The organism is Candidatus Krumholzibacteriota bacterium, assembly GCA_016931295.1.
In the GTDB taxonomy this organism is placed as follows: domain Bacteria; phylum Krumholzibacteriota; class Krumholzibacteriia; order Krumholzibacteriales; family Krumholzibacteriaceae; genus JAFGEZ01.
Genome location: JAFGEZ010000036.1, coordinates 1 through 23,851, shown reverse-complemented (window position 1 = coordinate 23,851; position 23,851 = coordinate 1). Strand labels below are relative to the sequence as shown.

Below are 23,851 nucleotides of genomic sequence, written 5' to 3'. Positions count from 1 at the left end.
GTGGTAGAGCGAGTAGCTCGACAGCCAGCCGATGGCGGGGAAGTGCCGCTCGAAGGCGAGCTGGTCCTCGAGGCTCCAGAAGACCTTGACGACCTTGAGCGTCGCCTGCACGACGGGATCGGACAGATCGCCGCCCGGGGGGGAGACCGCGCCGATGACGCTCAGCGTCCCCTCCCGCGCGTCCGAGCCGAGGCAGACCGTCCGGCCGGCCCGCTCGTAGAACTCGGCGATCCGCGAGGGCAGGTAGGCGGGATACCCCTCCTCCCCCGGCATCTCCTCGAGGCGGCCGCTCATCTCGCGCATCGCCTCCGCCCAGCGCGAGGTCGAATCGGCGAGGACCGCGACGGCGTAGCCCATGTCGCGGAAATACTCGGCGATCGTGATTCCCGTGTAGACCGAGGCCTCCCGCGCCGCGACGGGCATGTTCGACGTGTTCGCGATCAGCACGGTCCGCTCCATCAGCGGGCGCCCCGTGGCCGGGTCGATGAGCTCGGGGAACTCCTGGAGCACGTCGGTCATCTCGTTGCCGCGCTCGCCGCAGCCGATGTAGACGATGATGTTCGCGTCCGACCACTTGGCCAGCTGGTGCTGGATGACGGTCTTCCCCGCGCCGAAGGGGCCCGGGACGGTGGCCGTGCCGCCCTGGCTGATCGGGAAGAACATGTCGATGACGCGCTGGCCGGTCACGAGCGGCTTCACGGGCATGAGCTTGCGGACCGTCGGGCGGGGCGTCCTGACGGGCCACCGGTGGTACATCCGCACCTCCCGCAGGCCCGCGTCGGTCTCGATCTCGGCGATCGTATCCTCGATCGTGTACGTGCCGTCGACCGGGACGCGCGCCAGCCTGCCCGCCTCGATCGTCGGCGGGACCATGACGCGGTGGACGATGAGCTCGGTCTCCCGGACGTCGCCGAGGATGTCCCCGGGGAGGATCTCCTGCCCCTTCGCCAGTCCCGGCGCCGCCGTGAAGGTCCACGCGCGCTCGTGGTCGAGACCGGGAATGTCGATGCCGCGCGTGATGTAGGAGCCAACCTGCGCGTAGATGTCGTCGAGCGGCCGCTGTATCCCGTCGTAGATCGACTGGAGCAGCCCGGGGCCCAGCTCGATGCTCAGACTCTGGCCCGTCGACTCGACCGTCTCTCCCGGGCCGATCCCCGCGGTCTCCTCGTAGACCTGGATGTAGGCGAGGTCCCCGTGAAGCTCGATGACCTCGCCGATCAGCCGGCGTTCGCCGACGCGGGCGACTTCGTACATCTTCGCCTCTCCCATGCCCTCGGCAACGATGAGAGGCCCTGATACCTTGACGATTCTTCCAGCGCCCATACGTCTGTTCTCCCCGTGCGTGTCCGTTGACCCGGGCTACTCGCTATCGTCGCCCGAGATGTCCTGGCCGACCGCCCTGATGACGGCATCCCGCAGCTCCCCGAAGGCCAGCCCTCCCGAGGAGGGCTCGCCGTCCGTCCAGACGGCCCCGCGGATATCGGGTATGATGCTGACCACGGGAAAGACGCGCTGCGTCCGCCGCCGGATCAGCTTGCTGTACCGGTGGAAGACCTCCTCGGTGACGAGGATGATCTTGAACCGTTTCTCCACGACCTCGAGGAAGGCCTCCTCGGTGAGCTCGCCGTCGTGCGTCTCGTAGGTCTCGCAACCCAGGGCGCGGAAGAACTCGATCGAGTCCGAATGGCCGATGACCGCTATCTGGTTCGCCACTGCAATCGCTCCCTTACGACGGCCACAGCGCGTCGACGTTCTCCTGGACGAGCTCCTCGGGCACGCGGTTGACCTTGCCGGCCAGCACCATCCGCAGGAGGCGGCAGTTCCGCTCCCGGAGATCGAGGTGATGAAGGACCGGCAGGATGTCGAAGAACCGGTACGTGCTCTCGCGACCGAGTTCGATCGTCGCCGCGAGGATGATCGGATCGACCCGCCACAGCGGGCAGTCCGTCCCGAGCCCCATCCTGAGCAGCAGGCGGTAGTCCGAGGTCTCGAGGAAGGAGTAGAACTCCCCCTCCGTCTCCGCGGCGAACCTGCGCCACCGCGACGCCTCGATCCATCCGCCCTCGATCAGTCCCTCCTCCAGCCGCGGCCGGCGGAAGGCGTCGCGATGCGACCTGACGATCGAACGGACGTTCGCCAGGTCGATCCGGCGCCGGACGGCGGCGCGGGCCTCGTTTCCCGGCGCCGCGCCGACGAGCCACCTCCACTTCTCTTGCTCGACGGCGTATCCCGCGCCGGCCGCGTCGAGCGACTCTCCCGCTTCGGCAAGCGTCTCGGCGACGGACCGGAGAAAGCCGGGGAGCATCTGGAGATGCCGGCCGCGGACGGCCTCCTCCATCGTCATCGGGTCGACGAAACCGCAGGAGGTGAGCGATGCGGGCCGATCGAGGAGCGAGGCCTTCCACGCGTGCCCGAGGTTGTCGAAGTCATGCGGCGCGCGCAGGAACTCCCGTACGGTCGCGTCGGGAACGAGACCGCAGACGAGATCGAGCGTCTCCGCCATCTCCGCCTCGATGCCGTCCTCGAATTCGTGTATCCTCTCGACCGGCTCGAAGGCGCGGCAGGTGTCCCGGACCGCCGCCAGGAGCCCGTCGAGCGGCGTGCGGACGAGGCGCTGGAACCACGACCGGTCGGGCATCGAGGCCTCGATCGCCCGCAGACGGGAGACGACGTATGTGTAATCGGTCGACACGGCGCCCGTCACTCCTCCCGGAAGAGGATCGCCCCGATCCCCGGTTCGACGCGCTCGCGCACCTGCTCGAAGAAGACGTCGAGCGAGAGATCGACGATCCGTTTCCCCTCGCGGAGCACGACGCCCCAGGCGAAGTCGCCCGAATCGCCGGCGAGGCGGAAATCGCCGCCGCCGGGCCAGGCCTCGTTCAGGGACGAGAGGAAGGCGGGCGTGAAGAGGTCGCGCTTCGCGGCCGCGGAAACGATCTCCTCGCGCCCGGTGACGGCGCGTTCCACGATGATTCCCCCGACGGTCGCCAGGTAGTCGTCGCCGTCGAGTTCTGCGAGCCGGCTTTTCGCTTCGGCGTAGATCTCCTCGAGGATCTCCCGTTTCTTCGCGAGGAGCGCCTTGCGGAGCTCGAGCTGTTCGCCGACGACGATTCGCCGCTCCTCCTCCGCGGCCCTCTTCCCGGCCCGCGCCCGGAGTTCGGCCGCGAGGCGCTCCCCCCCGGCGGCGAATTCGGCGCCGATCCGTTCGGCCTCGCGTTCGGCGGCCGCGACTCGCTCCTTTACCGCCGCCGCCGCCTCTTCCTCGATCCGTTTCAGGATGTGTTCGATAGCCATCGTTTCTCCCGCGGGTCTAGCCCAGGCTGATCCGCTGCAGCAGGAGGATCGTCCCGAGCAGTCCGAGGACCGCGTAGGTCTCGACGATCACGGCGAAGACCATTCCCTTGCCGACTTCCCCCGGACGCTTGGCGACGAGGCTGCACGCCGCGGCGCAGACCTTTCCCTGGTAGAGGCCGGAGACGAGGCCGGTGATCGCGACAGGCAGCGCCGCCCCGAGGACCGCGAGGCCGTCGCCGACCGGGATCGTCTTGAGGGCGTCCATTCCGGGCAGCTTGTTGATGATCATGAACAGGGCGACCAGCCCGTAGATCCCCTGCGTGCCGGGAAGCGCCTGGAGGACGAGGAGCGATCCGAACTTCTCCGGATCCTCGCTGACGACCCCGTTCGCCGCCTGCCCGGCGACCCCGGTGCCGAGCGCCGATCCCGCGCCGGCGAGAGCCGCCGCGAGCGCCGCCCCGATGACCACAAGCATGAAACCGAGCATCTGTGTCTCCTTCCTGAAGCCGTGTGCTATCCCGTCTCGCTCTCCCGCACCACGGTATGCCTGCGCTCGGAGCGGAAGGGACGGAATTCCCTTCCCCCGCCGTTGAAGAACTTCCCGAAGAACTCCAGGTACTGGAGCCGTCCGGAATGCACGAAGGCGCCGAGCGTGTTGACCGCGAGGTTGAAGAGATGACCGCCGAGAAGGACGAGGACCATGGCGACGTAGCCCGTGTAGTACGGCAGGCCCATGACCATCGCGGCGATATCGTTGACGGCGATCGCGATCGCGCTCGTCGCCAGCCCGAGGGCCAGCAGACGGGCGTAGGAAAGCACGTCGCCGAAATAACTCACCACGTCGTAGAATCCGACGAGTCCCTTGAAGATCTTGCCGGCGATATTCTTCGCGCGGCGGCCGCCGGAGAGGAAGATCAGCACGGCGAGCACGCCCGCCCCTTTCGCGGCAGCGTCGAAGATCGGGTCGGGCACCTCGCCCCCGAGAATCCCGCGGAACCCGAGTGGCGCGAGGGCGACGATGAAGAGCATCCAGAAGAGCTGGTCGCAGACGGCGTCGGCGACGAGCCGGGCCTTGAGGTTCGCGACCATCCGGATCCCCATGCCGAACAGCAGGTGCACGATCCCCATGAGAAAGGAGATGTTGAGCATCGTCATCGGCTCGTGCAGGGGATCGAGAAGCACGAACCGGCGCAGCGCCGGCGGGAAGAGCTCGGCGCCGATCCCGAAGATCCCCCCGGCGACGATCCCGACGACCGCCGTGACCAGCCCGCCGTAGAGAAGGATGCGGAAGAGCTTTCCCGCCCCTCCACCCGGCCGGAACCGGAGGATGACGAAGAGACTCACCGCGGCGAGGGTGAACCCGTAGCCGGCGTCGGTCAGGCACATCGCGAAGAAGACGACGAAGAAGGGGGCCAGAAGCGGCGTCGGATCGAACTCGCGGTAGATCGGCCGCCCGTAGAGGGTCGTCACGAACTCGTAGGGGGAGACGGCGGGCCGGTTGTCCAGGTGGATGGGCGGTTCCTCGTCTTCGCGCGGCTCGCGGAAGGCGATCTCGAAGTTCTCGAAGGCGCCGCCGAGCCGTCGTTCGAGAACCGGCCGGTCGGCGGCGCGGATCCATCCCTCGACGACGAAGGTCGAGGCGGTCCGGCGGAAGAGCCGTCCGGCCTCGTCGAGACCGATCCGCTCGCGGTAGTGGTCGGCGAGCTTGAGAAGATCCTCCCGGTTTGCGGCGAGCAGGCGGGCCTCGTTCGTCGCGACGGCGATCTCGCGCTCGATCTCGGCCCGCCGCGTCAGAACGCGTTCGGCGATCTCCGCCGGACGTCCCTCGAGACCGTCGAGCTGGCGCCTGACGGCGGGCGTGTCCTTGAGGTACCCGGCGAGATCGTCCGCTTCCCCCGCACGAACGGCGACCGCGTAATGGACGGCGGCGCCGTCCCTGCTCTCCTCGACGAACACGGTGCGGGGGCACGCCTCCTCGGCCCCGGCGACGACCGCCTCGGCCGCCTTCGCGGGAATCGACCAGAAGAGAACGGCGCACGTCTCCGTGCAAAGCGATTCGAGCGGGGCCTCGATCGATATCCAGGGCGCGAGCGTCCGCAAAAGCTCCTCGCCCCGCGCGATCTCGTCCTCGCCGCCCCGGATCGTCTCCCGGAGCTTCTCGCAGCGGGCCGCCGTCTCCTCGACGGGGGCCTCGGCGGCGAGGCGCTCCAGCTCGTCGCGGCCGGCGACGATCGGCCCGGCGCCGATGCGTTCGAGGAAGGAGGGAGCGGCGACCCAGGGATCGAGGAAGGACAGCACGCCCTCGATCGTCTCGAGGCGCCGCCGGTCGCCGCGCAGCCGCTCCTCGTCGATCTCCGGGGTCTCCCCCTCGAGCTCGACGTCGGTGAGCTGCAGCACGCCCGCCTCGCGGAGCGCGCGCTTCATGCCCTCCTCTATCGAGGTGTGGGCCAGTAGCTGCACCTTCAGCATCCTGCTGACTGCCACCGTCTCACTCCCTGCTCAGGCGCCCCGCGGCGCCGTCACGATCCGCTCCGGAACGCGGCGGCGATCGTCTCGAGCGCCTCGTTTCGTCTTCCGGCGGCCGAGGTGTCCAGCGCTGCGATCGCCTTCGTGTTCTTTTCGCGGAGGCCGGCGATCCGCTCTCCGGCGATGCGCCGCGCCTCCTCCAGGAGCGAACGCTCCTCGTCGGCGGCCTCGATGCGCACCTCCTCGATCAGCTTCCTGCCGGCCGCGCGGGCCGCTTCGACGATGCCGGCGGCCGTCGTCTCGGCCTCGCGGAGCGCGGCCGCGGCCGCCTCTTCCTTGCGGCGAATCTCGTCGAGGTGTTTCTCGATCATGGGTGCTCCCGGAAAAGGACCTGGGCCCGGACCGCGCCCGGGGATATGACATGCCTCTGGGTATGCGTCGATTCGATCTCTGCCGGGCTTCGGCGGATCGGCGTCCGCGCTCGAGCCCATTCGTCCGGTCGTCGCGGCGCCGCCCGTTGACGGGCGGAGTAAAAAACATATGCGCGACCGTGCAAAAAGGCAAACACGAATTGCGCCCGGGGTGCAAAAAGGCCGTGGAGGCCGCCCCGATCCGCCCCCGCACCCCGGAACACGCCGGCGTCAGTCTGTTTCGAGGAATTCGGCGATTTGCGCGGCCTGTTCCTCGCAGGCGCGGTAGCCGCGGTCGACGATCTCGTCGGCGTGCTCGAAATCGAACGCCCCGTAGCGGCCGACGTCGGGCTCGATCATGAGATGGACGCCGGCCCGCTCCCGCTCGAACTCGAGGATGCGCGAGGAGGCGATCGAGAAGGAATCGGTGATGACGTCGAAGATGCGCCTGCCGCCCGAGGCGCCCTCGATCCCCGAGAGAATCCGCTCCGCCATCTCGCTCACGCGCGCCGGCGCGCCCTCGATCGACTTCACCCATTCGTCCATCCGGTGGACGAGCCCCGTCGCGCCCTCGTCGGCAGACCGGGCCCGGCCGAGGTCGCGCCCCGCGTTCACGCCGATCACCTTCTCCGCGCCGAGATCGAAGGCGAGCCGTATCGGCACGGGGTCGACGATCTCCCCGTCGACGAGATAGCGGTCGCCGAGGGACACCGGGGGGAAGATCCCCGGAATGCAGCTCGACGCGCTCACCGCGGTCACGACGTTGCCCTGCCGGAAGACGAAGGGCTTCCCGGTGGTCAGGTCGGTGGCGACGCAGGCGAAGGGCATGCGCAGCTTCTCGATCGCACGGCCCTGGAGGCGCTCTTCGAGGTAGGCGGAGATCCTGCTCCAGGTGAAGACGCTGCTTCCGCGGAGGGAGAGCTGGAAGAACTTGAGGAGATCCGACCACCGGATGTCGCCGGCGAACCGCCGAAGCGCCTGCGGGCTGTAGCCGAAGGCGGCGTGCGCGCCGATGATCGCGCCCATCGACGTCCCGGCGACGCAGGAGAACCCGATCCCCCGCTCGCGGAGCCACGAAAGCACGCCGATGTGGGCGAGCCCGCGAGCGCCGCCCGCCCCGAGCGCCAGCCCGATGCGCCGTTCCATACCTGTCCTCCCCGGCCGACGGCGATTGGTCGCCGGCCCCGATGTGCCTTTACACGGACCACGGAAACGACTACATTGCGGAATGTATATCAGGAAGCCAAACGATTCAACCCCCGCGGAGACACGATGAAGCGCCTGCGCAACTTTTCCATCGTCGCGCATATCGATCACGGGAAGTCGACGCTCGCCGACCGGCTGATCCAGCATGCGGGCCTCGTCGACGAACGCTCCTTCCAGGACCAGATCCTCGACACGATGGACATCGAGCGCGAGCGGGGGATCACGATCAAGAGCCAGACCGTCTGCATCCCCTACCAGGCGAAGGACGGCGAACACTACATCCTCAATCTCATCGACACGCCGGGGCACGTCGACTTCTCCTACGAGGTCTCGCGGGCGCTGGCCTCCTGCGAGGGCGTCCTCCTTCTCGTCGACGCCTCCCAGGGGGTCGAGGCGCAGACGGTGGCCAACCTCTACGCGGCGATGGAGCACGACCTCGAGATCGTCCCCGTCATCAACAAGATCGACCTGCCCTCGGCCGACATCGAACGGGCGAAGGGGGAGATCGAGGCGGAGCTCGGCCTCGACCCCGACGGGGCCCTCATCTGCTCGGCGAAGGAGGGAACGGGCATCGAGGAGATCTTCGAGGCGATCGTCTCGCGCATCCCGCCACCGCGCGGGCGCGTCGACGCGCCACTCTCCGCGCTCGTCTTCGACGCGAACTACGACCCCTTCCGGGGGGCGATCATCTCCTGCCGCGTCGTCGACGGCTCGGTGAAGCCGGGCGACGTCATCAGGCTGATGTCCCTCGCGACGACGCACGAGATCGAGGAGGTCGGCCTGTTCCGCATCAGGCGCGAACCGCGCCCGAGCCTCGAGGCGGGCGACGTCGGGTACCTGATCGCCGGCATCAAGACGGTGAGCGACACGCGGGTCGGCGACACGATCTGCCACGACGCCGATCCGCCGGCCGCTCCCCTGCCGGGCTTCAAGGAGGTCAAGCCGGTCGTCTTCTCCTCGATCTACCCGGTCAACGCCGACGACAACGCGTCGCTCTCCGACGCCCTCGAGCGCTACAAGCTCAACGACGCGTCCCTCGTCTACCAGCGGGATTCCTCCGTCGCCCTCGGCCACGGCTTCCGCTGCGGCTTTCTCGGGCTCCTCCACCTCGAGGTCTTCCAGGAGCGGCTCGAACGCGAATTCGACCAGACGATCGTGATGACCGCCCCGAGCGTTTCCTACCGTTTCCGGCTCATCGGCGGAAGGGAGGTGACGATCGACAATCCCGAGTTCTACCCCGACCCGATGACGATCGAGGCGTCGATGGAACCGTACATCCGCGCCACCGTCCTCATCCCGGAACGCTACATGGGCGTCGTGATGAAGCTCTGCCTCGCCCGCCGCGGCGTCGACCCCCATTTCAGCTACCCCTTCCCCGGCCGGATCGAGGTCACCGTGGAGATGCCGCTCGCCGAGGTGATCTACGACTTCTACGACCGGCTCAAGACGATCACCCAGGGATACGGCTCCTTCGACTACGAGATCATCGACTACCGCGAAGAGGACCTCGTGAAGCTCGACATCCTCGTCAACCACGAGCAGGTGGACGCGCTGAGCGTGATCGTGCACCGCGACCGGGCCCGGACGCGCGCCAAGGAGATCTGCGACCGTCTCCGCGACGAGATCCCCCGGCACATTTTCAAGATCCCCATCCAGGGCGCCATCGGCGGCAGCATCATCGCCCGTTCCACGATCTCCGCCTTCCGCAAGGACGTCACGGCGAAATGCTACGGCGGCGACATCACGCGGAAACGGAAGCTCCTCGACAAGCAGCGGAAGGGAAAGGCGCGCATGAAGATGGTCGGCAAGGTGTCGATCCCCCAGAGCGCCTTCATCGCGGTGCTGAAGACCAATGACGAATGACCCGCCGCCGCCGGAGCGCGCGCCCGGCCTCTACGTGCACGTCCCCTTCTGCCGGACGAAATGCCCCTACTGCGATTTCGCCTCGTCGACCGATCGATCCCTCGCGGCCCGGTTCGTCGCCGCGGCGGCAACCGAGGCCGCCCGGTGGCGCGGCCGCTTCGCTTGCTTCAACACCCTCTACGTCGGGGGCGGGACGCCGTCCTTCCTCGGCGCCGACGAACTCGCCGCGCTCCTCGACGGCGTTCGCGGAGCGCTCCCCCTCGGCGAGAAGGCGGAGGTGACCGTCGAGGCGAATCCCGACGACGTCACTCCCCGTCTCGCCGGCCGGCTCCGCTCGATCGGCGTCGACCGCGTGAGCCTCGGCGTGCAGTCCTTCGACGACGGCGAGCTCGCCTTTCTCGGCCGGCGGCACGACGCGGTTCGGGCTAGCGCGGCGATCGCCTGCCTCCGCGAGGCGGGTCCGCCGTCGCTCGCCCTCGACCTGATCTTCGGTTTCCCCGGCCACGATGAGGCCCGGTGGCGGCACACGCTCGACGAGGCGCTGGCGGCCGCGCCGGAGCACCTCTCCTGCTACGCGCTCACCGTGCACGAGCGCACCCCCCTCGGCCGGCGGCAGGCCGCCGGGGAATGCGTATCGGCATCCGACGAACGCCAGCGGGCACTCTTTTTCCTCGCCGACCGCCTCCTCGCCGGCCGCGGCTACGTCCACTACGAGGTCTCCAACTACGCCCGCGGCGACGAGCACCGCTCCCGGCACAACACCCGCTACTGGGACCGCACCCCCTACCTCGGCCTCGGCCCCGCCGCGCACTCGCTGCTCGGCCGGCGGCGATGGTGGAACCCCCGCGGCATCGGCCCCTGGCTCGCCGCCGTCGAGGCGGGCCGCGATCCGGCGGCAGGCGAGGAAACGCTCGATGACGACGAGCTTCTCGTCGAGGAGCTGATGCTCGGCCTGCGGACGAGCGACGGCGTCCCGCTCGACCGTCTCGCGGTTCGCGCCGACTGGAAACAGACCCTCGCCGAACTCGTCGACGCCGGCCTGCTCGAACGCCGCGGCGACCGCGTCGCCCCGACACCCGCGGGGATGCTCGTCGCCGACGCCCTCCCGCTCCGGTTCCTGCCGCCGGTTTCCCCGGCAGGCGGCGGGGCGCCGGACACCGGCGGATCGTGACGCCCCTCTCCCGGCGAGTACGACTCCGCGATCGGAACCATTCCCGTCCCGGCCTCGATATTATCTCATGTAATTCATCGGGGCGGCTTGACTTCGGGGCCGCCGCCATGCAATATGCGAGAATCGACCGACAACGCGGGAGCGTGCTCACCTGGGGGGGGACGACATGGCAGGCACCGGCGAGAGGCGGCGGGTCATCGTCATCGGCGACTGGTTCGTCGACGAGAACTGGCTCGTTTCGCGTCAGAATCTCTACCACAGCTCGCACACCGGCGACGTCCACTACCTCGCCCATCTCAAGGATCCGAAGGAACGCATCGTCAATCTCGGCGGCGCCGCCGAGGTGCTGGTTTTGCTGAAATCGTATTTCGAGAGGAACAACGACCGCGGAGAACCGCGGCCGAGTCCCTTCGACTTCGTCGGCGTCGGCGCGTGGCACCCCGGGGACGACGACATCCTGCGCTGCATCCTGTGCGACGGGAGCCCCCGCGGCGACAACATCCTGCTGACGCCCTACACCGTCTCGTGCCTGAAGCATCCGGCGGAAACCGCGACCGGGACGATCTGCCCCCACGATGGCGGAAAGACCTGCGACAGCGCATACGATTTCCGGAACCTCGCCGCAGGCAGGACGGACGTCTCGACGACGCGCCACATCCGCTGCTTCGAGGGATTCAGCGGCGGCGATCTCCACCACCTCTGTCGCATCGACTGGCACCTCGACCGGGAAGACCCGCTCGATTACGAAAGGGGGCTCGCCGGCCTCGGACCGGTCGAGGGCGACGCCGGCCCGGCGGCGATCATCATCGAGGACCACGGCCTGGGCGTGATCTCGGACGCCTGCATCGAGCAGCTCCTCCTGATCAGCGGCAAGGAGACGAAGTGGTTCGTCCGGACGAAGATCGACGACCCGCCGTGGATGAAGACCATCCGGGCGTCGGGCCGGGAGATCTTCCTGACCGTCGCCGATCACCAGCTCGCCGCCCACAAGAAGGGGGAGCGCCGCTGGTGGTACGGCAGGCAGCTCGGCCGGGCCGGTCTCGAGCTCCTCGGCAACCTGACCGGCGAGCTCACCTGGGACGACGAGACGCCGGTGCACAACGACACGGTCCCGATCGCCCAGCACGCCGCCGTCCTCCTCAACGACAACACCGTCTTCGCGAAGGAGGGCAAGGAGATCGTCCACACGATCGACCGGAGCCCCGGCAAACGGCAGGAGATCAACATCGGCCGGACGACCGTCTTCTTCTCCGCTCTCGTCGCGCAGGCGCTCGATCCCGGGGCAGCGCGGTTCGGCGATTTCAGCAACCACTGCGAGCACGCCCTCTCGGCCGCCTACGCGTGGAGCCGCGAGATCAGCGCATCCTGGCATCAGAACGAAAACCTGCAGATCTTCTCGAAATACGCGTACGCGCTCCGCGACCTGGACACGCCGTGCTCGAGGATATCGGCAAGGAGGGAAGAGTACTGCACACTCTGGCGCTGGTGGAAATCGTCGTCGAAGGGCCTCGGACGCGTCGAGCTGGCGACGGACCGCTGGGTGCTCCAGTGCTGGCGGGGCGAGGGCGCCCTCGACGACTACGTCTGCGTCGGCGGCCCCAAGCGGGACGCGATCAACAATCTCGTCTCCGCCGTGGCCGCCTTCGAGAAGGACCCCGACCCGAGCCGCCCGCTCGGCTGCCTCCTCATCGCCTCCTCGGGCTGGGGGAAGAGCTTCCTCGCCCAGCGGCTCGCCCGGCGTTTCGACATGCGGTACCTCGAGTTCTCCATCGCGCAGATGGCGACGGCCGGGGATCTGGTCGACTGCTTCGCCCGGATCGCCTCGATCCAGAACCGGACGGAGAAGCGGACGCTCGTCTTCATCGACGAGATCAACGCCCGGATCGAGGGGAACGACGTCATGGGGCTGCTCCTCAGCCCACTCTGGGACGGCCTCGCCGTCACGAAGGGCAAGAGCTACCGCCTCGATCCGGGGGTGTGGATCTTCGCCTCGACGGCCCGGATGGACGAGCTGGTCGATTCAAACAAGGGCTCCGATTTCGCCTCGCGCCTCAACGGCCCGATCATCGAGCTCGATTTCATCGACGACAACGAATCGCTGTCGCGGTTCATGCACGACGTCCGCCGCTCGCTGATCAACCTCGTGGGAAAGAACATCGACACGTACCGGAGGGCCGTGTACGAGAGCGACAGCTACCGCCTGTACATGTACAGCAGCGAGGCCAAGCTGAAGACGGAGCTCGTCTACCTCCTGACGGCGCTCCTCATGAAGAAGTGGGGGCCGATCACCCGCATCCAGGAGTGCGTCCTGCAGCTCTTCCACGACCTCCTTCCCGTCAACGGCGCCCGCAGCCTCGAGTTCTTCGCGTCGAGCTTCGTGGGGATCCGGCGCGGCATCGTCCGGGCCGCGAACGTCCCCGCCCTCGAGACGAACGACGCCCTCCGCCGGCACGTCATCGTCCCGGAGGACTGGCTCGATCCCGCCGTGAGGGCGAGGCTCGACCAGTCGACGGCCTTCGTGGAAATCGAGGCGATCGTCAAATAACCGGGTGTCGCCGGGCCGCCGGACGGTATAGAATCCGGTGGAGAGACGCACGGGCTTTTCCGGACGGTTCGCAGCCATGGCGGCAGACGAGGACACGCGGCGCGTTCGTCGCCCAATCGGGCGATGCAGCCCTCCCGCTGCGTCCCGCCCCGGCAGAACGCGCGTCACCTACGTCGGGCACTCCACCGTCCTCATCGAGATCGACGGCGTGCGGATCCTCACCGATCCGGTCTTCCGCCGCCGGGTCGGCGGCTTCCTCCGCCGCATCCCCCCCTTGCCCGGCCCGGAGACGCGGCTCGACATCGACGCCGTCCTCGTCTCCCACCTGCACTTCGACCACCTCGACCTCCCCTCCCTCGAGGAGCTCGATCACGAGACGCGCCTCATCGTGCCCCACGGCGCGGACCGGATGCTCCGCCGGAAGGGATTCACCCACGCGGAGGAGCTGCGGCGCGGCGAGACGATCACGGTTCGCGACGTGAACATCCAGGCGATCCCCGCGATCCATTCCGATTTCCGCTGGCCCTTCGGCCCCGTCGCCAGGAGCATCGGCTTTCTCGTCTGCGGCTCCCGCACGCTCTACTTCGCCGGCGATACCGACATCTTCCAGGACATGGAGCAAGTCGGACACCGGCTCGACACGGCCATCCTGCCCGTCTGGGGCTGGGGCCCGTGGCTCGGGCACGGCCATCTCAACCCGCACCGCGCGGCGATCGCCCTGCGCCTCCTCCGTCCGCGCCGGGCGATACCGATCCACTGGGGAACCCTCTGCCCCGTCGGTTTCTGCATGCGCCGGCCGCGCTTCTTCTCGTCGCCGCCGCTCGAGTTCGCCGCGATTTCGTCGGAGATGGCGCCGGAGGTGGAGATCAGGATCCTGCAACCGGGGGAGACGACCGAACTTGCCGCGCCCGGCGCCTGAGTGCCGGGGAAGGGACAAACCGATGATCCGCTGGACGCGACGGGTGGCGACGATCTGGGCGATCGAGTTCGTCGCCCTCGTTCTGCTCGCGCGATGGATCCCCGGCCTCGAGCTCGCCTCGTGGTGGACGGCGATCCCCGCCGTGGCGGTTATCGCCTTTCTCAACGCTCTTCTCCGTCCACTGCTCCTTTTGCTGATGATGCCCTTCACGATGCTCACCTTCGGCCTGTTCGGCGTCGTGCTCAACGCCATGATGCTGCTGTTCGCCGCGCGGATCGTCCCGGGCTTCTCGATCGACGGCTGGCTCACCGCCCTGTGGACGACGCTCGGCATGGCGGCGGTCGGCACGCTCCTCACCGGGCTCGCGTCGATCGACGACGAGGATTCCTATTACCAGAACGTCGTCGCGCGGCTCTCCCGCGCCGTCGGCGGCGCCGTCCCCGACACCGGACCCGGCCTCGTCGTCGTCCAGATCGACGGCCTTTCCCACCGGGCGCTCATGCGAACGATCCACGAGAAACACATGCCGACCCTCTCCCGGTGGATCGCCTCGGGCGCGTACCGGCTCCGGCGATGGGACACGGGCCTCCCGTCGATGACGACCGCCGCCCAGGCGGGGATCCTCTACGGCGACAACTGGGACATCCCGGCCTTCCGCTGGTACGAGAAGGAACGCGGCCGCCTCATGGTCTCCAACCACCCCGCGGACGCCGCGGAGATCGAGTCCCGCCTTCCCCGGCAACGGACGCTGCTCAGCCGCGGATGGAGCCTCGGCAATCTCCTCTCCGGCGGCGCCGAGCGCGGCATGCTGACGATCAGCATGCTGACCGACATTCCCCGGAGCCTCATCGGCGCCTCCTTTCCCCTCTACGAGTACTTCCTCAATCCCTACAACTTCTCCCGGGCGATCGTGATGATGACGTGGGAGGCCGCCGTCGAGCTGCGGGAGAATTTGCGAGGGATCGTCCGGAAGAGCGGGCCGCGCGTCTCCCGGTGGGGTTTTTTTCCCCTCGAGCGAGTGCTGTCGACGATCCTGCTGCGCGATATCAACGTCTACACGCTCTTCGAGAACATCTTCGCCGGCGTGCCGACCAACTACATCAACCTGATCGGCTACGACACGGTCGCCCATCGCGCCGGGCCGGAAAGCCCCGACGCCTTCCGGATCCTCCGGTTCGTCGACCGGCACCTCGGCCGGCTCGAGCGCCTCGTCGGCCAGAGCCCGCGCCCCTACCGGATCGTCGTCCTCTCCGATCACGGCCAGTCGCCGGGCGCTCCCTTCCGGCAACGCTACGGGCTCACCCTCGAGGAGCTCGTCCGCCGCCTCCTGCGGGGCGACCGGGCGGTCAGCGCGTCGGTGGGCTCCTTCGAGGCGCGCGGGTACCTGAACATCCTCGTCTCGGAGGCGCTCGGCCAAAACAACCGCGTGGCGCGCGGCGCGCGGCGGATCATCAGGGCCCGCGTCCACGGCGGCTACCTGCGCGTCGGGAAGAAACCGAAAGAACCGGCCGGCTCGGTCGCGGAGGCCGGGGCCGTCGTCTGCGCCTCGGGCAATCTCGGCCTCGTCTACCTTCCCGAAACGGAGGAGCGTCTCGAGCTCGAGCGGATCGCGGTCCTTCATCCGGGGCTGATCGAGGGCCTCGCCGGGCATCCCGGCATCGGGTTCGTCGTGGTGAAGAGCGAGGCGCACGGAACGGTCGTCGTTGGTGGCGGCGGCATCCGCCATCTCGCCGACGGCCGCGTCGAGGGGAGGGATCCGCTCGCCGGCTACGGGCCGCGCGCCGCCGACCACCTGCGTCGGCTCGACCGGTTCCCGCACGTCGGCGACATCGTCGTCAACGGCGCGTGGGATCCGTTGACCGGGGAGGCGATGGCCTTCGAGGAACAGATCGGCTCGCACGGCGGCCTCGGGGGCCCGCAGACGGAGCCTTTCATCCTCTCGCCGGCCGACTGGGAGGCCGGCGACGAGATCGTCGGCCCCGTCGCGGTGCACGAGCTGCTGGCGGGATGGATGCGCGGAATCGGGCTCGACCCGGAACGCGATGAAACAAGACCCGGGGAGACCGGCTGAGCCCGGCTCCCCGGCGGAAGAGCGGATCGACCCTTCCGTTCAGCGATCGTCGCCGGGAGGCGTCTCCGGCGCCGTTTCGGCCGCCTCGAAGACGAGGGCGACCGAATTGATGCAGTACCGGAGTCTCGTGGGGGCCGGGCCGTCCTCGAAGACGTGCCCGAGATGGCCGTCGCAGCGGGCGCAGTGCACCTCGGTCCGCACGACCGACAGCGACCGGTCGACGCTCATGCCGACCGCGTCGCGGGAAAGCGCCTCGAAGAAGCTCGGCCACCCGCTCCCCGAATCGTACTTCGCGCCCGCCTCGAAGAGGGGAGCCCCGCAGCCGGCGCACCGGTAGATCCCCGGCCCGGAATGCGTGTCCGTTCCCCCGCTGAAGGCGCACTCGGTGGCATGCCCCCGCAGGACGGCGTACTGTTCTGGCGTGAGTATCCGGCGCCACTCCTCGTCGGTTTTGCGTATCTTCCCGGTCATGGCCGCTTCTCCCCCGTTTCCGTCATGCCCGGCCGGGCCCTGCAGGAGCAGTGCGACCGTCAAGGCGATCAGGATGCCCATCGGTGACCTCCGTCGTTGCGGATTCCGCATAAAGATAAGAATGATTCCTGATAAACACAAGGATTCCCTTCGAGGCCTGAAGAAGGACATCTCTTCCGGGGCGGATTCAGCTCGCGGTCTCCTCGTCTCCCCGCCGGCGCTGCGGCACGAGCTTCTGCCGGTCGACCTCTCCCCGCGCCATGAATCCCTCGCCGAGGACCTCGTGCACGCGGTTGATGATGACGAAGGCATCCGGATCGATCTGCTTGACCTGGTCCGCGAGCCGGTAGATCTGACGGCGCGGCACCACGGTGAAGATCACGTCGCGCTCCCGGCCGCTGTAGAGGCCGCGGCCGTGGAGCGCCGTCGCCCCCCGCCCGAGCCGGTCGATGATCATCTCGGCGATCTCCTCGTGCCGGTCGGAGATGATAAGGGCCGATTTCGCGTAGTCGAAGCCGAAGATCACCATGTCGATGAGCTGGGAGGAGACGAAGAGCAGGAAGAAGGCATAGAGCATGAGGACGGCGGCCGGCGTTTCGGGGCTCAGGTTCCGCGCGTGGATGACGATGCCGGCGGCGAGGATGACGAAGAAATCGACGACGAGGATCGTCGTGCCCGGCTTGACGTTCCAGCGCTTCTGCGCGATGGCGGCGACGATGTCGCTTCCCGCCGTCGTGCCCTTGAACTTGAAGATGATCCCCAGCCCGAGCCCGATCAGCACCGCCCCGAGCAAAACGAGGAAGAAGAAATCGCGCTCGACGAGGAAACGGATCGTCGCCGTGTCCTGGAGCCGGATACCGGAGAAGACGTCGCCCCGCACGAGATCGATGAAGAAGGAATTGGCGGTGAAGCCGTAGAAGGTGCGCACGCCGAAGGCGCGGCCGAGTTCCTTCACGCCCCACACGAAGAGGGGCACGTTGAAACACCACATGAGGAGCCCGACGGGCACGCGGCCGTCGGTGAGATAATGCACGGCCATCGAGAGCCCCGAGACGCCCCCCGGCACGACCTTCGCGTCGACGAGGAAGACGCCGATTCCGATTGCCATGACGAAGCTGCCGACGGTGATCGCGGCGTAATCGACGACCGATTCCATGTTGCGGCGTTTCATCGTCCGACCGTTCCTTTCCGCCGGGCCCTTCCCCGGAAACACCCGATACCGTGCGGCCGCCGCGGAGGCAAGGGAAACCGTTCCCGTTACCGGCGGCGCGCGTCGATGCAGACGAAGGGGATCTCGAGGGCGAGCTCTCCCGCACGGGCCGCGTACCGATCCAGGTTCTCCTCGAGGCGCGAGAAGACCTCCTCCTGCCGCCCGGCGGCCACGACATCCCGCCAGGGTCCGGCGAACGCGAGTTGTATGAAGAAATCGCCGAAGAGGGCGCCGCCGTCGAGATACCGCATCGTGAAACTGTCCCGGCGGCATTCTCCCACGCGGAATCCCGCCTCCTCGAGCAGGGCCACCGTCTCCCCGGCGTGACGGCGGTGGCGATGGATGTGCGCGTCGATCGCGGCGACCGCGTCCTCGAGGCCGAGTTCGCGCACCGTCTCGCGGAAGCGGTCGTAGAAGACGGACATCGTTCCCGGCAGGTTCACCGTGACGACGAACTGCGCCCCGGGGCGGGCGACGCGAGCGCACTCGCCGAGGACCCGGCCTGCGTCGTCGACGTTGTTGATCCCGTTGTTGGAGACGATGAGGTCGAAGACGGCTTCGCGGAACGGGAGATCCTCTCCGCGCCCCGCGACGACGGCGGCGTTCGCGAGTTTCGTCACGGCGATCCGTTGGCGGCCCCGCCGCGCGGCGCCCAGCCACGGGTCGAGCCCCGTCACGCGGCAGCCGCGTCCGAGGCGGGCGGCGAGCGTGGCGAGGGGAAACCCGGTGCCGGATCCGAGGTCGAGGACCTGCAGGCCCCGCCGGTACTCGACCGTTTCGAGCAGGCGAAGCCCGAAGGGCGCCGACCAGAGCGGGAGGTCGTCGAGGATCGAGACGATCCGGGGATCGTCGAGGTCGAGATCGCTGTAGCGTTCCATGGCGGGGATGATGACAGGCCGGCGGCCTCCTCCGCAAGATGAAAGGCGAAGCGCGTCAGTACACGGGCGCCGGCAGGCTGCGGACCACCCGCTCCGCCCCCGTCCCCGTGCAGACGAGCGTCGCCGGGCGGACGTCGGAGTCGAAGCGAAGCAGACCGCCGCTCTCGCCGCCGGGAGGGACGACGCGGACGGGGAAGCCCCCGTTCCGCGCCGGGAAGACGCGGCCGTCCGGCGCGACGAGGCTGAAGTTCGCCGCCCCGACCGACAGGGGCGCCGGGCCGCCGTTCCGCACGGTGACCTCGAGCAGCGTGCCGCCGTCCACGCCGCCGCGGTCCTCGATCCGTATCCGGAGCGAGGGAGAGCCCCTGAAGAAGGCGAGCTCGTCGACGAGCAGGTCGTGGGAGACGAGCCGGTACCGGCGCTCGGCCGGGCAAAGCTCGATCGCGCGATCGATCCGTTCCTTCGCGACGGTCCATTCCGAGTAGAGCGTGGTATCCTGCAGGAGGTACGAGACGGCCTCGGCGCAGAGGGAATCCGCCACCGCCCGGCACCGCTCGCGCTCGACCGAGCGTGTCTCCGCCGCGAGCTGGTGCGCATCCCCGAAATCGCCCGCCCTCGAGAAGGCGGCGATCGCCTCGGGGTACCGCCCCGTCGCCCGGTACGTCCGCCCGAGCTCGTAGTGGTACCGCGTGCAATCCGGGGCGAGCGCCGCGGCCTTCTCGAAGTAGCGGATCGCACGCCCGGGCTGCCCCATCTCCCGGCAGTTCAAAGCCAGCTCGAAGAAGAGCCGGCAGTCGCCGTCCGAGACGCCCAGGGCCGTCATCAGCTCGCTCTCGGCCGCATCGTGCTCTCCGGCTTCCCGTCGCAACCGGGCGTCGGCGACGATCCGGTCGCCGACGGCGCGCATGATCGAGTCGCGGCACCCCTCCCGGCACCGGTCGAGGGCGCGGATCGCCTCCCCCCACCGCCCCTCGTCGGCGAGAAGAATCCCCTCGATCAGATGGTAGCGGGAATCGTAGGTTAACTCATCCGGCTCGCACCGGCGGGCCCGATCGCAGGCCTCGAGGGCGAGCGCGTACTCGCCGCGGGCCTGCAGCGTCCGAGCGAGGCCGAAATAAAAGACGCCGCGCCGGGGATTCCCCTCGATCGCCCGCTCGTACTCGGCGATCGCCTGGTCGAGCCTGCCCGTGCGGCGGAAATGCTCGGCCTGCTCGTAGGCGCGCATGCCCTTGGCGGACCAGTAGTAGGCGACGAAGACGGCGACGCCGATCACGGCGACGACGAGGATCCTGCCGAACCGTTTCATCTTTCCCCCCCGTGGAAACGAACCGCACGCTCATTGTACGGAGGGGTGCGCCGCCGCGCAAACGATTTCACGAGGATGCCGGCCGCGGGCGGACTCGGCTTCAACGACGCCTGCCGGGAACCCGGCGGAACGAGGTGTCCGGGCCGGCGTGAGCATTGTGGGCAGGAAGGCGTCGTTCAGCCGTACAGCCAGCAGGCCACGGCGCGGTCGCCGTCGCGGCCGCGGAGAACGGGCCTCTCGATGCGGCATCGTTCGAAGGCGAGCGGGCACCGGGGATGGAAGGGACAGCCGGGCGGGACGGCCGCCGGGCTCGGCACGTCCCCGGCGATCGCGGCCCTTGCGCGCGGCGCCGACGGATCGGGCCGTGGTATCGAGGCGAGGAGGCCGATCGTGTAGGGATGAAGCGGCTCGGCGAAGAGGCCGGCGGTCGGCGCCTCCTCGACGATCCGCCCGAGATACATCACGGCCACCCGGTCGCTCACGTGCTCGACGACGCCGAGATCGTGGGCGATGAAGACGTAGGTGAGGCCGAGATCGCGCTGGAGATCCTCGAGGAGGTTGACGATCTGCGCCTGGACCGAGACGTCGAGGGCGGAAACCGGCTCGTCGGCGATGACGATCTCCGGCTCGACGGCGAGCGCGCGGGCGATACCGATCCGCTGCCGCTGCCCGCCGGAGAACTCGTGCGGATAGCGGACGGCGGCCGCGGGCGGCAGGCCGACCTTTCCGAGGATCTCCGCGACGCGGTCGCCGACCGCCCGCCCGCGGGCCAGACGGTGGATCCTGATCCCCTCGCCGATCGTTTCCCCGACGGAGAGGCGCGGGTTCAGCGAGGAGTAGGGATCCTGGAAGACCATCTGGATGCGGCGGCGGGCCCGGCGCAGGGCGGCGCCCCGGAGGGCGAGGAAATCGATCCCGTCGAGACGCACCGTCCCCTCGTCCGGTTCGACGAGACGGATGATCGCCCGGGCGAGCGTGCTCTTGCCGCACCCCGATTCGCCGACGAGGCCGATCGTCTCGCCCCGCTCGACGGCGAGATCGACCCCGTCGACGGCCTTGATTGCCCGGCCGCGCCGCCAGGGACCGCCTCCCTGCCGGAAGAACTTCCGGATGCCGCGCGCCTCGAGGATCGCCATCAGGCACCCCCCCGGGCGAGCCAGCAGCGCGACCGGCGCGCCGGCCCCGTCTCGAAGAGGGGCGGCTCCTCGCCGCACCGGTCGAAGCGTTTCGGACAACGGTCGGCGAAACGGCATCCCGCCGGCCGATAGAGCGGATCGGGGACGGCGCCAGGGATCGTCGCGAGACGTCCGGCGCGATCGCCGACCCGCGGCAGGGACGCGAGGAGCCCCTGCGTGTACGGATGCGCGGGGGAGTCGAAGAGCGCCCCGAGCGGCGCCTCCTCGACGACGACCCCGGCGTACATCACGACGACGCGGTCGGCCATCTGCGCGACGACGGCGAGGTCGTGCGTGATCAGCAGCACCGCCATCCCGAGCCGCCCGCGAAGGTCGAGAAGGAGCTCGATGATCTGCGCCTGCACCGAGACGTCGAGCGCGGTGCTGGGCTCGTCGGCGAGCAAAAGCTTCGGCTGGCAGGAGAGGGCCATCGCGATCATCACCCGCTGCCGCATGCCGCCGCTCATCTGGTGCGGGTAGGCGCGGTAGCGTTTCTCTGGCTCGGGGATGCGGACGAGCCGCAGCATCTCGATCGCCTCGTCGCGCGATGCCCGCCGGCCGAGCCCGCGGTGCAGCGCGATCGCCTCGCGGACCTGCTCCCCGCAGGTGAAGACGGGATTGAGGCTCGACAGCGGCTCCTGGAAGACGATCGAGATGTCGTTGCCGCGGACGCGCCGCATCTCCTTCTCGGGGATGGCGAGAAGATCGCGACCCTCGAAGAGGATGCGCCCGCCGGCGATCCTGCCGGGGGGATCGACGAGCCGCATGACGGAGAGGGCGGTCACGCTCTTGCCGCACCCGGATTCGCCGACAAGCCCCACCGTCTCGCCGCGCCCCACCTCGAAGCTCACGCCGTCGACGGCGCGCGCCGTCCCCTCCTCCGTCTCGAAGAAGGTCATGAGGTCGCGGATCTCGAGCAGCGGCTCCATCGGATCGGCATCCTTCCGCGGCGCGCCCTAGGAATCCCACCGGGGATCGAAGGCGTCCCTGAGCCCGTCCCCCAGCAGGTTGTACCCAACGACTGTAACAGCGATCGCCAGCCCGGGAAAAGCGGAAACCCACCACGAGTCGAGGATGACCTCCCGGCCGGCGAACACCATCTGTCCCCAGCTCGGCGTCGGCGGCGGCACGCCGAGGCCGAGATAGCTCAAGGCCGCCTCGGTGAGGATGATCCCGCCGATGCGGAGAGTGGCCGAGACGACGATGACGGTGAGCGTGTTGGGTATGAGATGACGCAGGACGATCCGTCGTCCGCCGGCGCCGAGAGCCTCGGCGGCGAGAATGAAATCGCGCCGCCGGAGCGAGAGCACCTGCCCGCGGACGAGGCGGGCCGTCGCCATCCAGCCGGTCGCTCCCAGCAGGAGGACGATGAGCCAGATCGATCCCGGAAAGAGCGCGATGCAGGTGAGCAGGAGGAAGATGCGCGGGATCGACATCAGGGCGTCGACGATCCGCATGATGACCGCATCGGCCGTCCCGCCGAGATAGCCTGCGAGCGCGCCGACGGCGGCGCCGAGCGAGGCGCTGATCGCGACGGCCACGATGCCGATCGTCAGGGAGACCCGCGAACCGTAGATGATGCGGGCGCAGACGTCGCGCCCGAACTTGTCGGTGCCGAGCGGGTGCGAGATGCTCGGCGGTTGGAAACGCATCCGCGGGACGTCCCCCTGCTCGACGGGATCGTACGGGGTGAGAAGCGGCGCGAGGAGGGCGACGAGATAGAGCGCGGCGACGATGACGAGCCCCGCCATCCCGAGCCGGTTCCGCCTGAACCTCGACCAGCCCGACGACCAGAGTCCGCCTGGCGGCCGTTTTCCCGGGCCGCTTCCGGTGGCCGCGCTCATGACCCGTCCCTTCCCCCGCCGCCCACGCGCGGATCGAGGAGCGCGTATCCGACGTCGGCGAGCAGCGTGCCCCCGATCGTCATCACGGCGACGACGAAGTTGACGGCGAGGACGACGGGATAGTCCCTCGTGTAGATGGCGTTCACCGTGAGCTGCCCCATGCCCGGCCACGAGAAGATCTTCTCGGTGACGACGGCCCCGCCGAGGAGGAAGGGGATGCTGAGCCCGATGATCGTCACGACCGGGATCGCCGCGTTCCTGAGCGCGTGCTTGAGGTAGATTGTCCGTTCCGGGAGCCCCTTCGCGCGCGCCGTCCGGATGAAATCCTCGCGCATCACGTCCAGCATGCTCCCGCGCATGTAGCGGGCGATCCCCGCCGCCGACGCGACGCCGAGGACGAACGCGGGCATGGCGAGGTGGGCGAGCCGGTCGAAGAAAAGGGCCCACCCCCCGAGGGCGCCGGCATCGAGGGATTCCATGTGCGACGACGGAAGCACGCCGAGCTTGAGCGAGAAGAGCAGTATCAGCATCTCGGCCAGCCAGAACGCGGGGATCGCGTAGAGAAAGAGCGCAGACACCGTGTTCACGCGGTCGAAGAGCGTGCGGTAGCGCGCCGCCGAGATGAGACCGAGGGCGACGCCCACGACGATGTAGAGGGCCAGCGCCGCGGCGGTGAGCCGGAGCGTGTTCGGGATCGCCTCGCCGAGCAGATCGCGGACGGGGCGGTTGTACCGCAGGCTCCAGCCGAAATCCCCCCGCAGGAAGCTCGCCATCCAGCGGACGTACTGCTCGGCGACCGGTCGGTCCAGCCCCATGTCGTGGCGGATGCGCGCGATGGTCCCGGGGGACATCTCCGGGCCGTCGTAGCGGTCCGCCGGGTCGCCCGGCGCGAGATGCAGCAGAAAGAAGGTGACGGTGAGAACGATGAAAACGAGAACGACCGACTGTGCCGCGCGGCGGAAGAGGAACCCCGTCATCGCGGCTCCTTTCGTTTCCCGGCGGCGGGGGCGAACTCGTTTCTC

21 protein-coding genes are annotated in these 23,851 nt (G+C 68.8%); 5 read left to right on the top strand and 16 right to left on the bottom strand.

What is annotated here, in order from left to right:
• The 8 genes from JW876_09645 to JW876_09610 all read right to left on the bottom strand — a co-directional run.
• Window positions 1–1,323: V-type ATP synthase subunit A (locus JW876_09645; GenBank protein MBN1885768.1), on the bottom strand; the 1,323-nt coding region annotated here is incomplete at its 3' end.
• A 36-nt stretch (window positions 1,324–1,359) separates the two neighbouring features.
• Window positions 1,360–1,713, bottom strand: a complete 354-nt coding sequence (locus JW876_09640; GenBank protein MBN1885767.1) for a hypothetical protein — start codon at window positions 1,711–1,713, stop codon at window positions 1,360–1,362.
• Window positions 1,714–1,726: 13 nt separating this feature from the next.
• Window positions 1,727–2,704, bottom strand: a complete 978-nt coding sequence (locus JW876_09635) for a V-type ATPase subunit (GenBank protein ID MBN1885766.1) — start codon at window positions 2,702–2,704, stop codon at window positions 1,727–1,729.
• Window positions 2,701–3,294, bottom strand: coding sequence for a V-type ATP synthase subunit E (locus JW876_09630; GenBank protein MBN1885765.1), 594 nt, complete (start codon window positions 3,292–3,294; stop codon window positions 2,701–2,703). The genes JW876_09635 and JW876_09630 overlap by 4 nt, the downstream gene beginning before the upstream one ends.
• Before the next feature lie 16 nt (window positions 3,295–3,310).
• Window positions 3,311–3,781 (bottom strand): V-type ATP synthase subunit K, encoded by a 471-nt coding sequence (locus tag JW876_09625; protein MBN1885764.1) that lies wholly within the window; start codon window positions 3,779–3,781, stop codon window positions 3,311–3,313.
• A 26-nt stretch (window positions 3,782–3,807) separates the two neighbouring features.
• Window positions 3,808–5,778 carry a hypothetical protein gene (locus JW876_09620; protein MBN1885763.1) on the bottom strand — a complete coding sequence of 657 codons (1,971 nt, stop codon included), beginning with the start codon at window positions 5,776–5,778 and terminating at the stop codon, window positions 3,808–3,810.
• Between the two features lie 35 nt (window positions 5,779–5,813).
• Window positions 5,814–6,131: a hypothetical protein gene (locus JW876_09615; protein MBN1885762.1), complete on the bottom strand. Its 318-nt coding sequence runs from the start codon at window positions 6,129–6,131 to the stop codon at window positions 5,814–5,816.
• 270 nt (window positions 6,132–6,401) lie between these two features.
• Entirely contained in the window at window positions 6,402–7,316 is a 915-nt protein-coding gene (locus JW876_09610; protein ID MBN1885761.1) for a patatin-like phospholipase family protein, read from the bottom strand.
• A gap of 126 nt (window positions 7,317–7,442) precedes the next feature.
• Here JW876_09610 and lepA point away from each other — a divergent pair, with 126 nt between their 5' ends.
• From lepA to JW876_09585, 5 genes are all read left to right on the top strand, one after another.
• Window positions 7,443–9,239: an elongation factor 4 gene (gene lepA, locus JW876_09605; GenBank protein MBN1885760.1), complete on the top strand. Its 1,797-nt coding sequence runs from the start codon at window positions 7,443–7,445 to the stop codon at window positions 9,237–9,239.
• A complete protein-coding gene (hemW, locus tag JW876_09600; GenBank protein ID MBN1885759.1) occupies window positions 9,229–10,410 on the top strand; it encodes a radical SAM family heme chaperone HemW in 1,182 nt (393 codons plus the stop codon). Before lepA ends, hemW begins: the two co-directional genes overlap by 11 nt.
• Window positions 10,411–10,576: 166 nt before the next feature.
• On the top strand, window positions 10,577–12,955 hold the full coding sequence (locus JW876_09595) for an AAA family ATPase (protein MBN1885758.1): 2,379 nt from the start codon (window positions 10,577–10,579) through the stop codon (window positions 12,953–12,955).
• A 37-nt stretch (window positions 12,956–12,992) separates the two neighbouring features.
• A complete protein-coding gene (locus JW876_09590) occupies window positions 12,993–13,874 on the top strand; it encodes an MBL fold metallo-hydrolase (GenBank protein ID MBN1885757.1) in 882 nt (293 codons plus the stop codon).
• Between the two features lie 22 nt (window positions 13,875–13,896).
• The gene (locus JW876_09585) at window positions 13,897–15,945 is read left to right on the top strand and encodes a phage holin family protein (protein ID MBN1885756.1); all 2,049 of its coding nucleotides are present in this window, start codon (window positions 13,897–13,899) and stop codon (window positions 15,943–15,945) included.
• A 39-nt stretch (window positions 15,946–15,984) separates the two neighbouring features.
• Here the strand turns inward: JW876_09585 and msrB are convergent, their stop codons facing one another.
• The 8 genes from msrB to JW876_09545 form a co-directional block, all read right to left on the bottom strand.
• Window positions 15,985–16,416, bottom strand: a complete 432-nt coding sequence (gene msrB / locus JW876_09580; GenBank protein MBN1885755.1) for a peptide-methionine (R)-S-oxide reductase MsrB — start codon at window positions 16,414–16,416, stop codon at window positions 15,985–15,987.
• Between the two features lie 187 nt (window positions 16,417–16,603).
• Complete coding sequence (locus JW876_09575; GenBank protein MBN1885754.1) at window positions 16,604–17,587, bottom strand: YitT family protein; 984 nt, start codon at window positions 17,585–17,587, stop codon at window positions 16,604–16,606.
• Between the two features lie 86 nt (window positions 17,588–17,673).
• Window positions 17,674–18,504 carry a class I SAM-dependent methyltransferase gene (locus JW876_09570; protein ID MBN1885753.1) on the bottom strand — a complete coding sequence of 277 codons (831 nt, stop codon included), beginning with the start codon at window positions 18,502–18,504 and terminating at the stop codon, window positions 17,674–17,676.
• Between the two features lie 55 nt (window positions 18,505–18,559).
• Entirely contained in the window at window positions 18,560–19,810 is a 1,251-nt protein-coding gene (locus JW876_09565; GenBank protein ID MBN1885752.1) for a tetratricopeptide repeat protein, read from the bottom strand.
• Between the two features lie 176 nt (window positions 19,811–19,986).
• The gene (locus JW876_09560; GenBank protein MBN1885751.1) at window positions 19,987–20,946 is read right to left on the bottom strand and encodes an ATP-binding cassette domain-containing protein; all 960 of its coding nucleotides are present in this window, start codon (window positions 20,944–20,946) and stop codon (window positions 19,987–19,989) included.
• The gene (locus JW876_09555; protein MBN1885750.1) at window positions 20,946–21,914 is read right to left on the bottom strand and encodes an ABC transporter ATP-binding protein; all 969 of its coding nucleotides are present in this window, start codon (window positions 21,912–21,914) and stop codon (window positions 20,946–20,948) included. The genes JW876_09560 and JW876_09555 overlap by 1 nt, the downstream gene beginning before the upstream one ends.
• Window positions 21,915–21,941: 27 nt before the next feature.
• Entirely contained in the window at window positions 21,942–22,829 is an 888-nt protein-coding gene (locus JW876_09550; protein MBN1885749.1) for an ABC transporter permease, read from the bottom strand.
• A complete protein-coding gene (locus JW876_09545) occupies window positions 22,826–23,806 on the bottom strand; it encodes an ABC transporter permease (GenBank protein MBN1885748.1) in 981 nt (326 codons plus the stop codon). Before JW876_09545 ends, JW876_09550 begins: the two co-directional genes overlap by 4 nt.
• Window positions 23,807–23,851 lie beyond the last annotated feature (45 nt).

Coding starts and splice junctions, on each gene's coding strand:
- JW876_09630 (MBN1885765.1), bottom strand. CDS start 3,294: ATGGCTATCGAACACATCCTGAAACGGATCGAGGAAGAGGCGGCGGCG.
- JW876_09625 (MBN1885764.1), bottom strand. CDS start 3,781: ATGCTCGGTTTCATGCTTGTGGTCATCGGGGCGGCGCTCGCGGCGGCT.
- JW876_09615 (MBN1885762.1), bottom strand. CDS start 6,131: ATGATCGAGAAACACCTCGACGAGATTCGCCGCAAGGAAGAGGCGGCC.
- JW876_09610 (MBN1885761.1), bottom strand. CDS start 7,316: ATGGAACGGCGCATCGGGCTGGCGCTCGGGGCGGGCGGCGCTCGCGGG.
- lepA (MBN1885760.1), top strand. CDS start 7,443: ATGAAGCGCCTGCGCAACTTTTCCATCGTCGCGCATATCGATCACGGG.
- hemW (MBN1885759.1), top strand. CDS start 9,229: ATGACGAATGACCCGCCGCCGCCGGAGCGCGCGCCCGGCCTCTACGTG.
- JW876_09595 (MBN1885758.1), top strand. CDS start 10,577: ATGGCAGGCACCGGCGAGAGGCGGCGGGTCATCGTCATCGGCGACTGG.
- JW876_09585 (MBN1885756.1), top strand. CDS start 13,897: ATGATCCGCTGGACGCGACGGGTGGCGACGATCTGGGCGATCGAGTTC.
- msrB (MBN1885755.1), bottom strand. CDS start 16,416: ATGACCGGGAAGATACGCAAAACCGACGAGGAGTGGCGCCGGATACTC.
- JW876_09575 (MBN1885754.1), bottom strand. CDS start 17,587: ATGAAACGCCGCAACATGGAATCGGTCGTCGATTACGCCGCGATCACC.
- JW876_09570 (MBN1885753.1), bottom strand. CDS start 18,504: ATGGAACGCTACAGCGATCTCGACCTCGACGATCCCCGGATCGTCTCG.
- JW876_09565 (MBN1885752.1), bottom strand. CDS start 19,810: ATGAAACGGTTCGGCAGGATCCTCGTCGTCGCCGTGATCGGCGTCGCC.
- JW876_09560 (MBN1885751.1), bottom strand. CDS start 20,946: ATGGCGATCCTCGAGGCGCGCGGCATCCGGAAGTTCTTCCGGCAGGGA.
- JW876_09555 (MBN1885750.1), bottom strand. CDS start 21,914: ATGGAGCCGCTGCTCGAGATCCGCGACCTCATGACCTTCTTCGAGACG.
- JW876_09550 (MBN1885749.1), bottom strand. CDS start 22,829: ATGAGCGCGGCCACCGGAAGCGGCCCGGGAAAACGGCCGCCAGGCGGA.
- JW876_09545 (MBN1885748.1), bottom strand. CDS start 23,806: ATGACGGGGTTCCTCTTCCGCCGCGCGGCACAGTCGGTCGTTCTCGTT.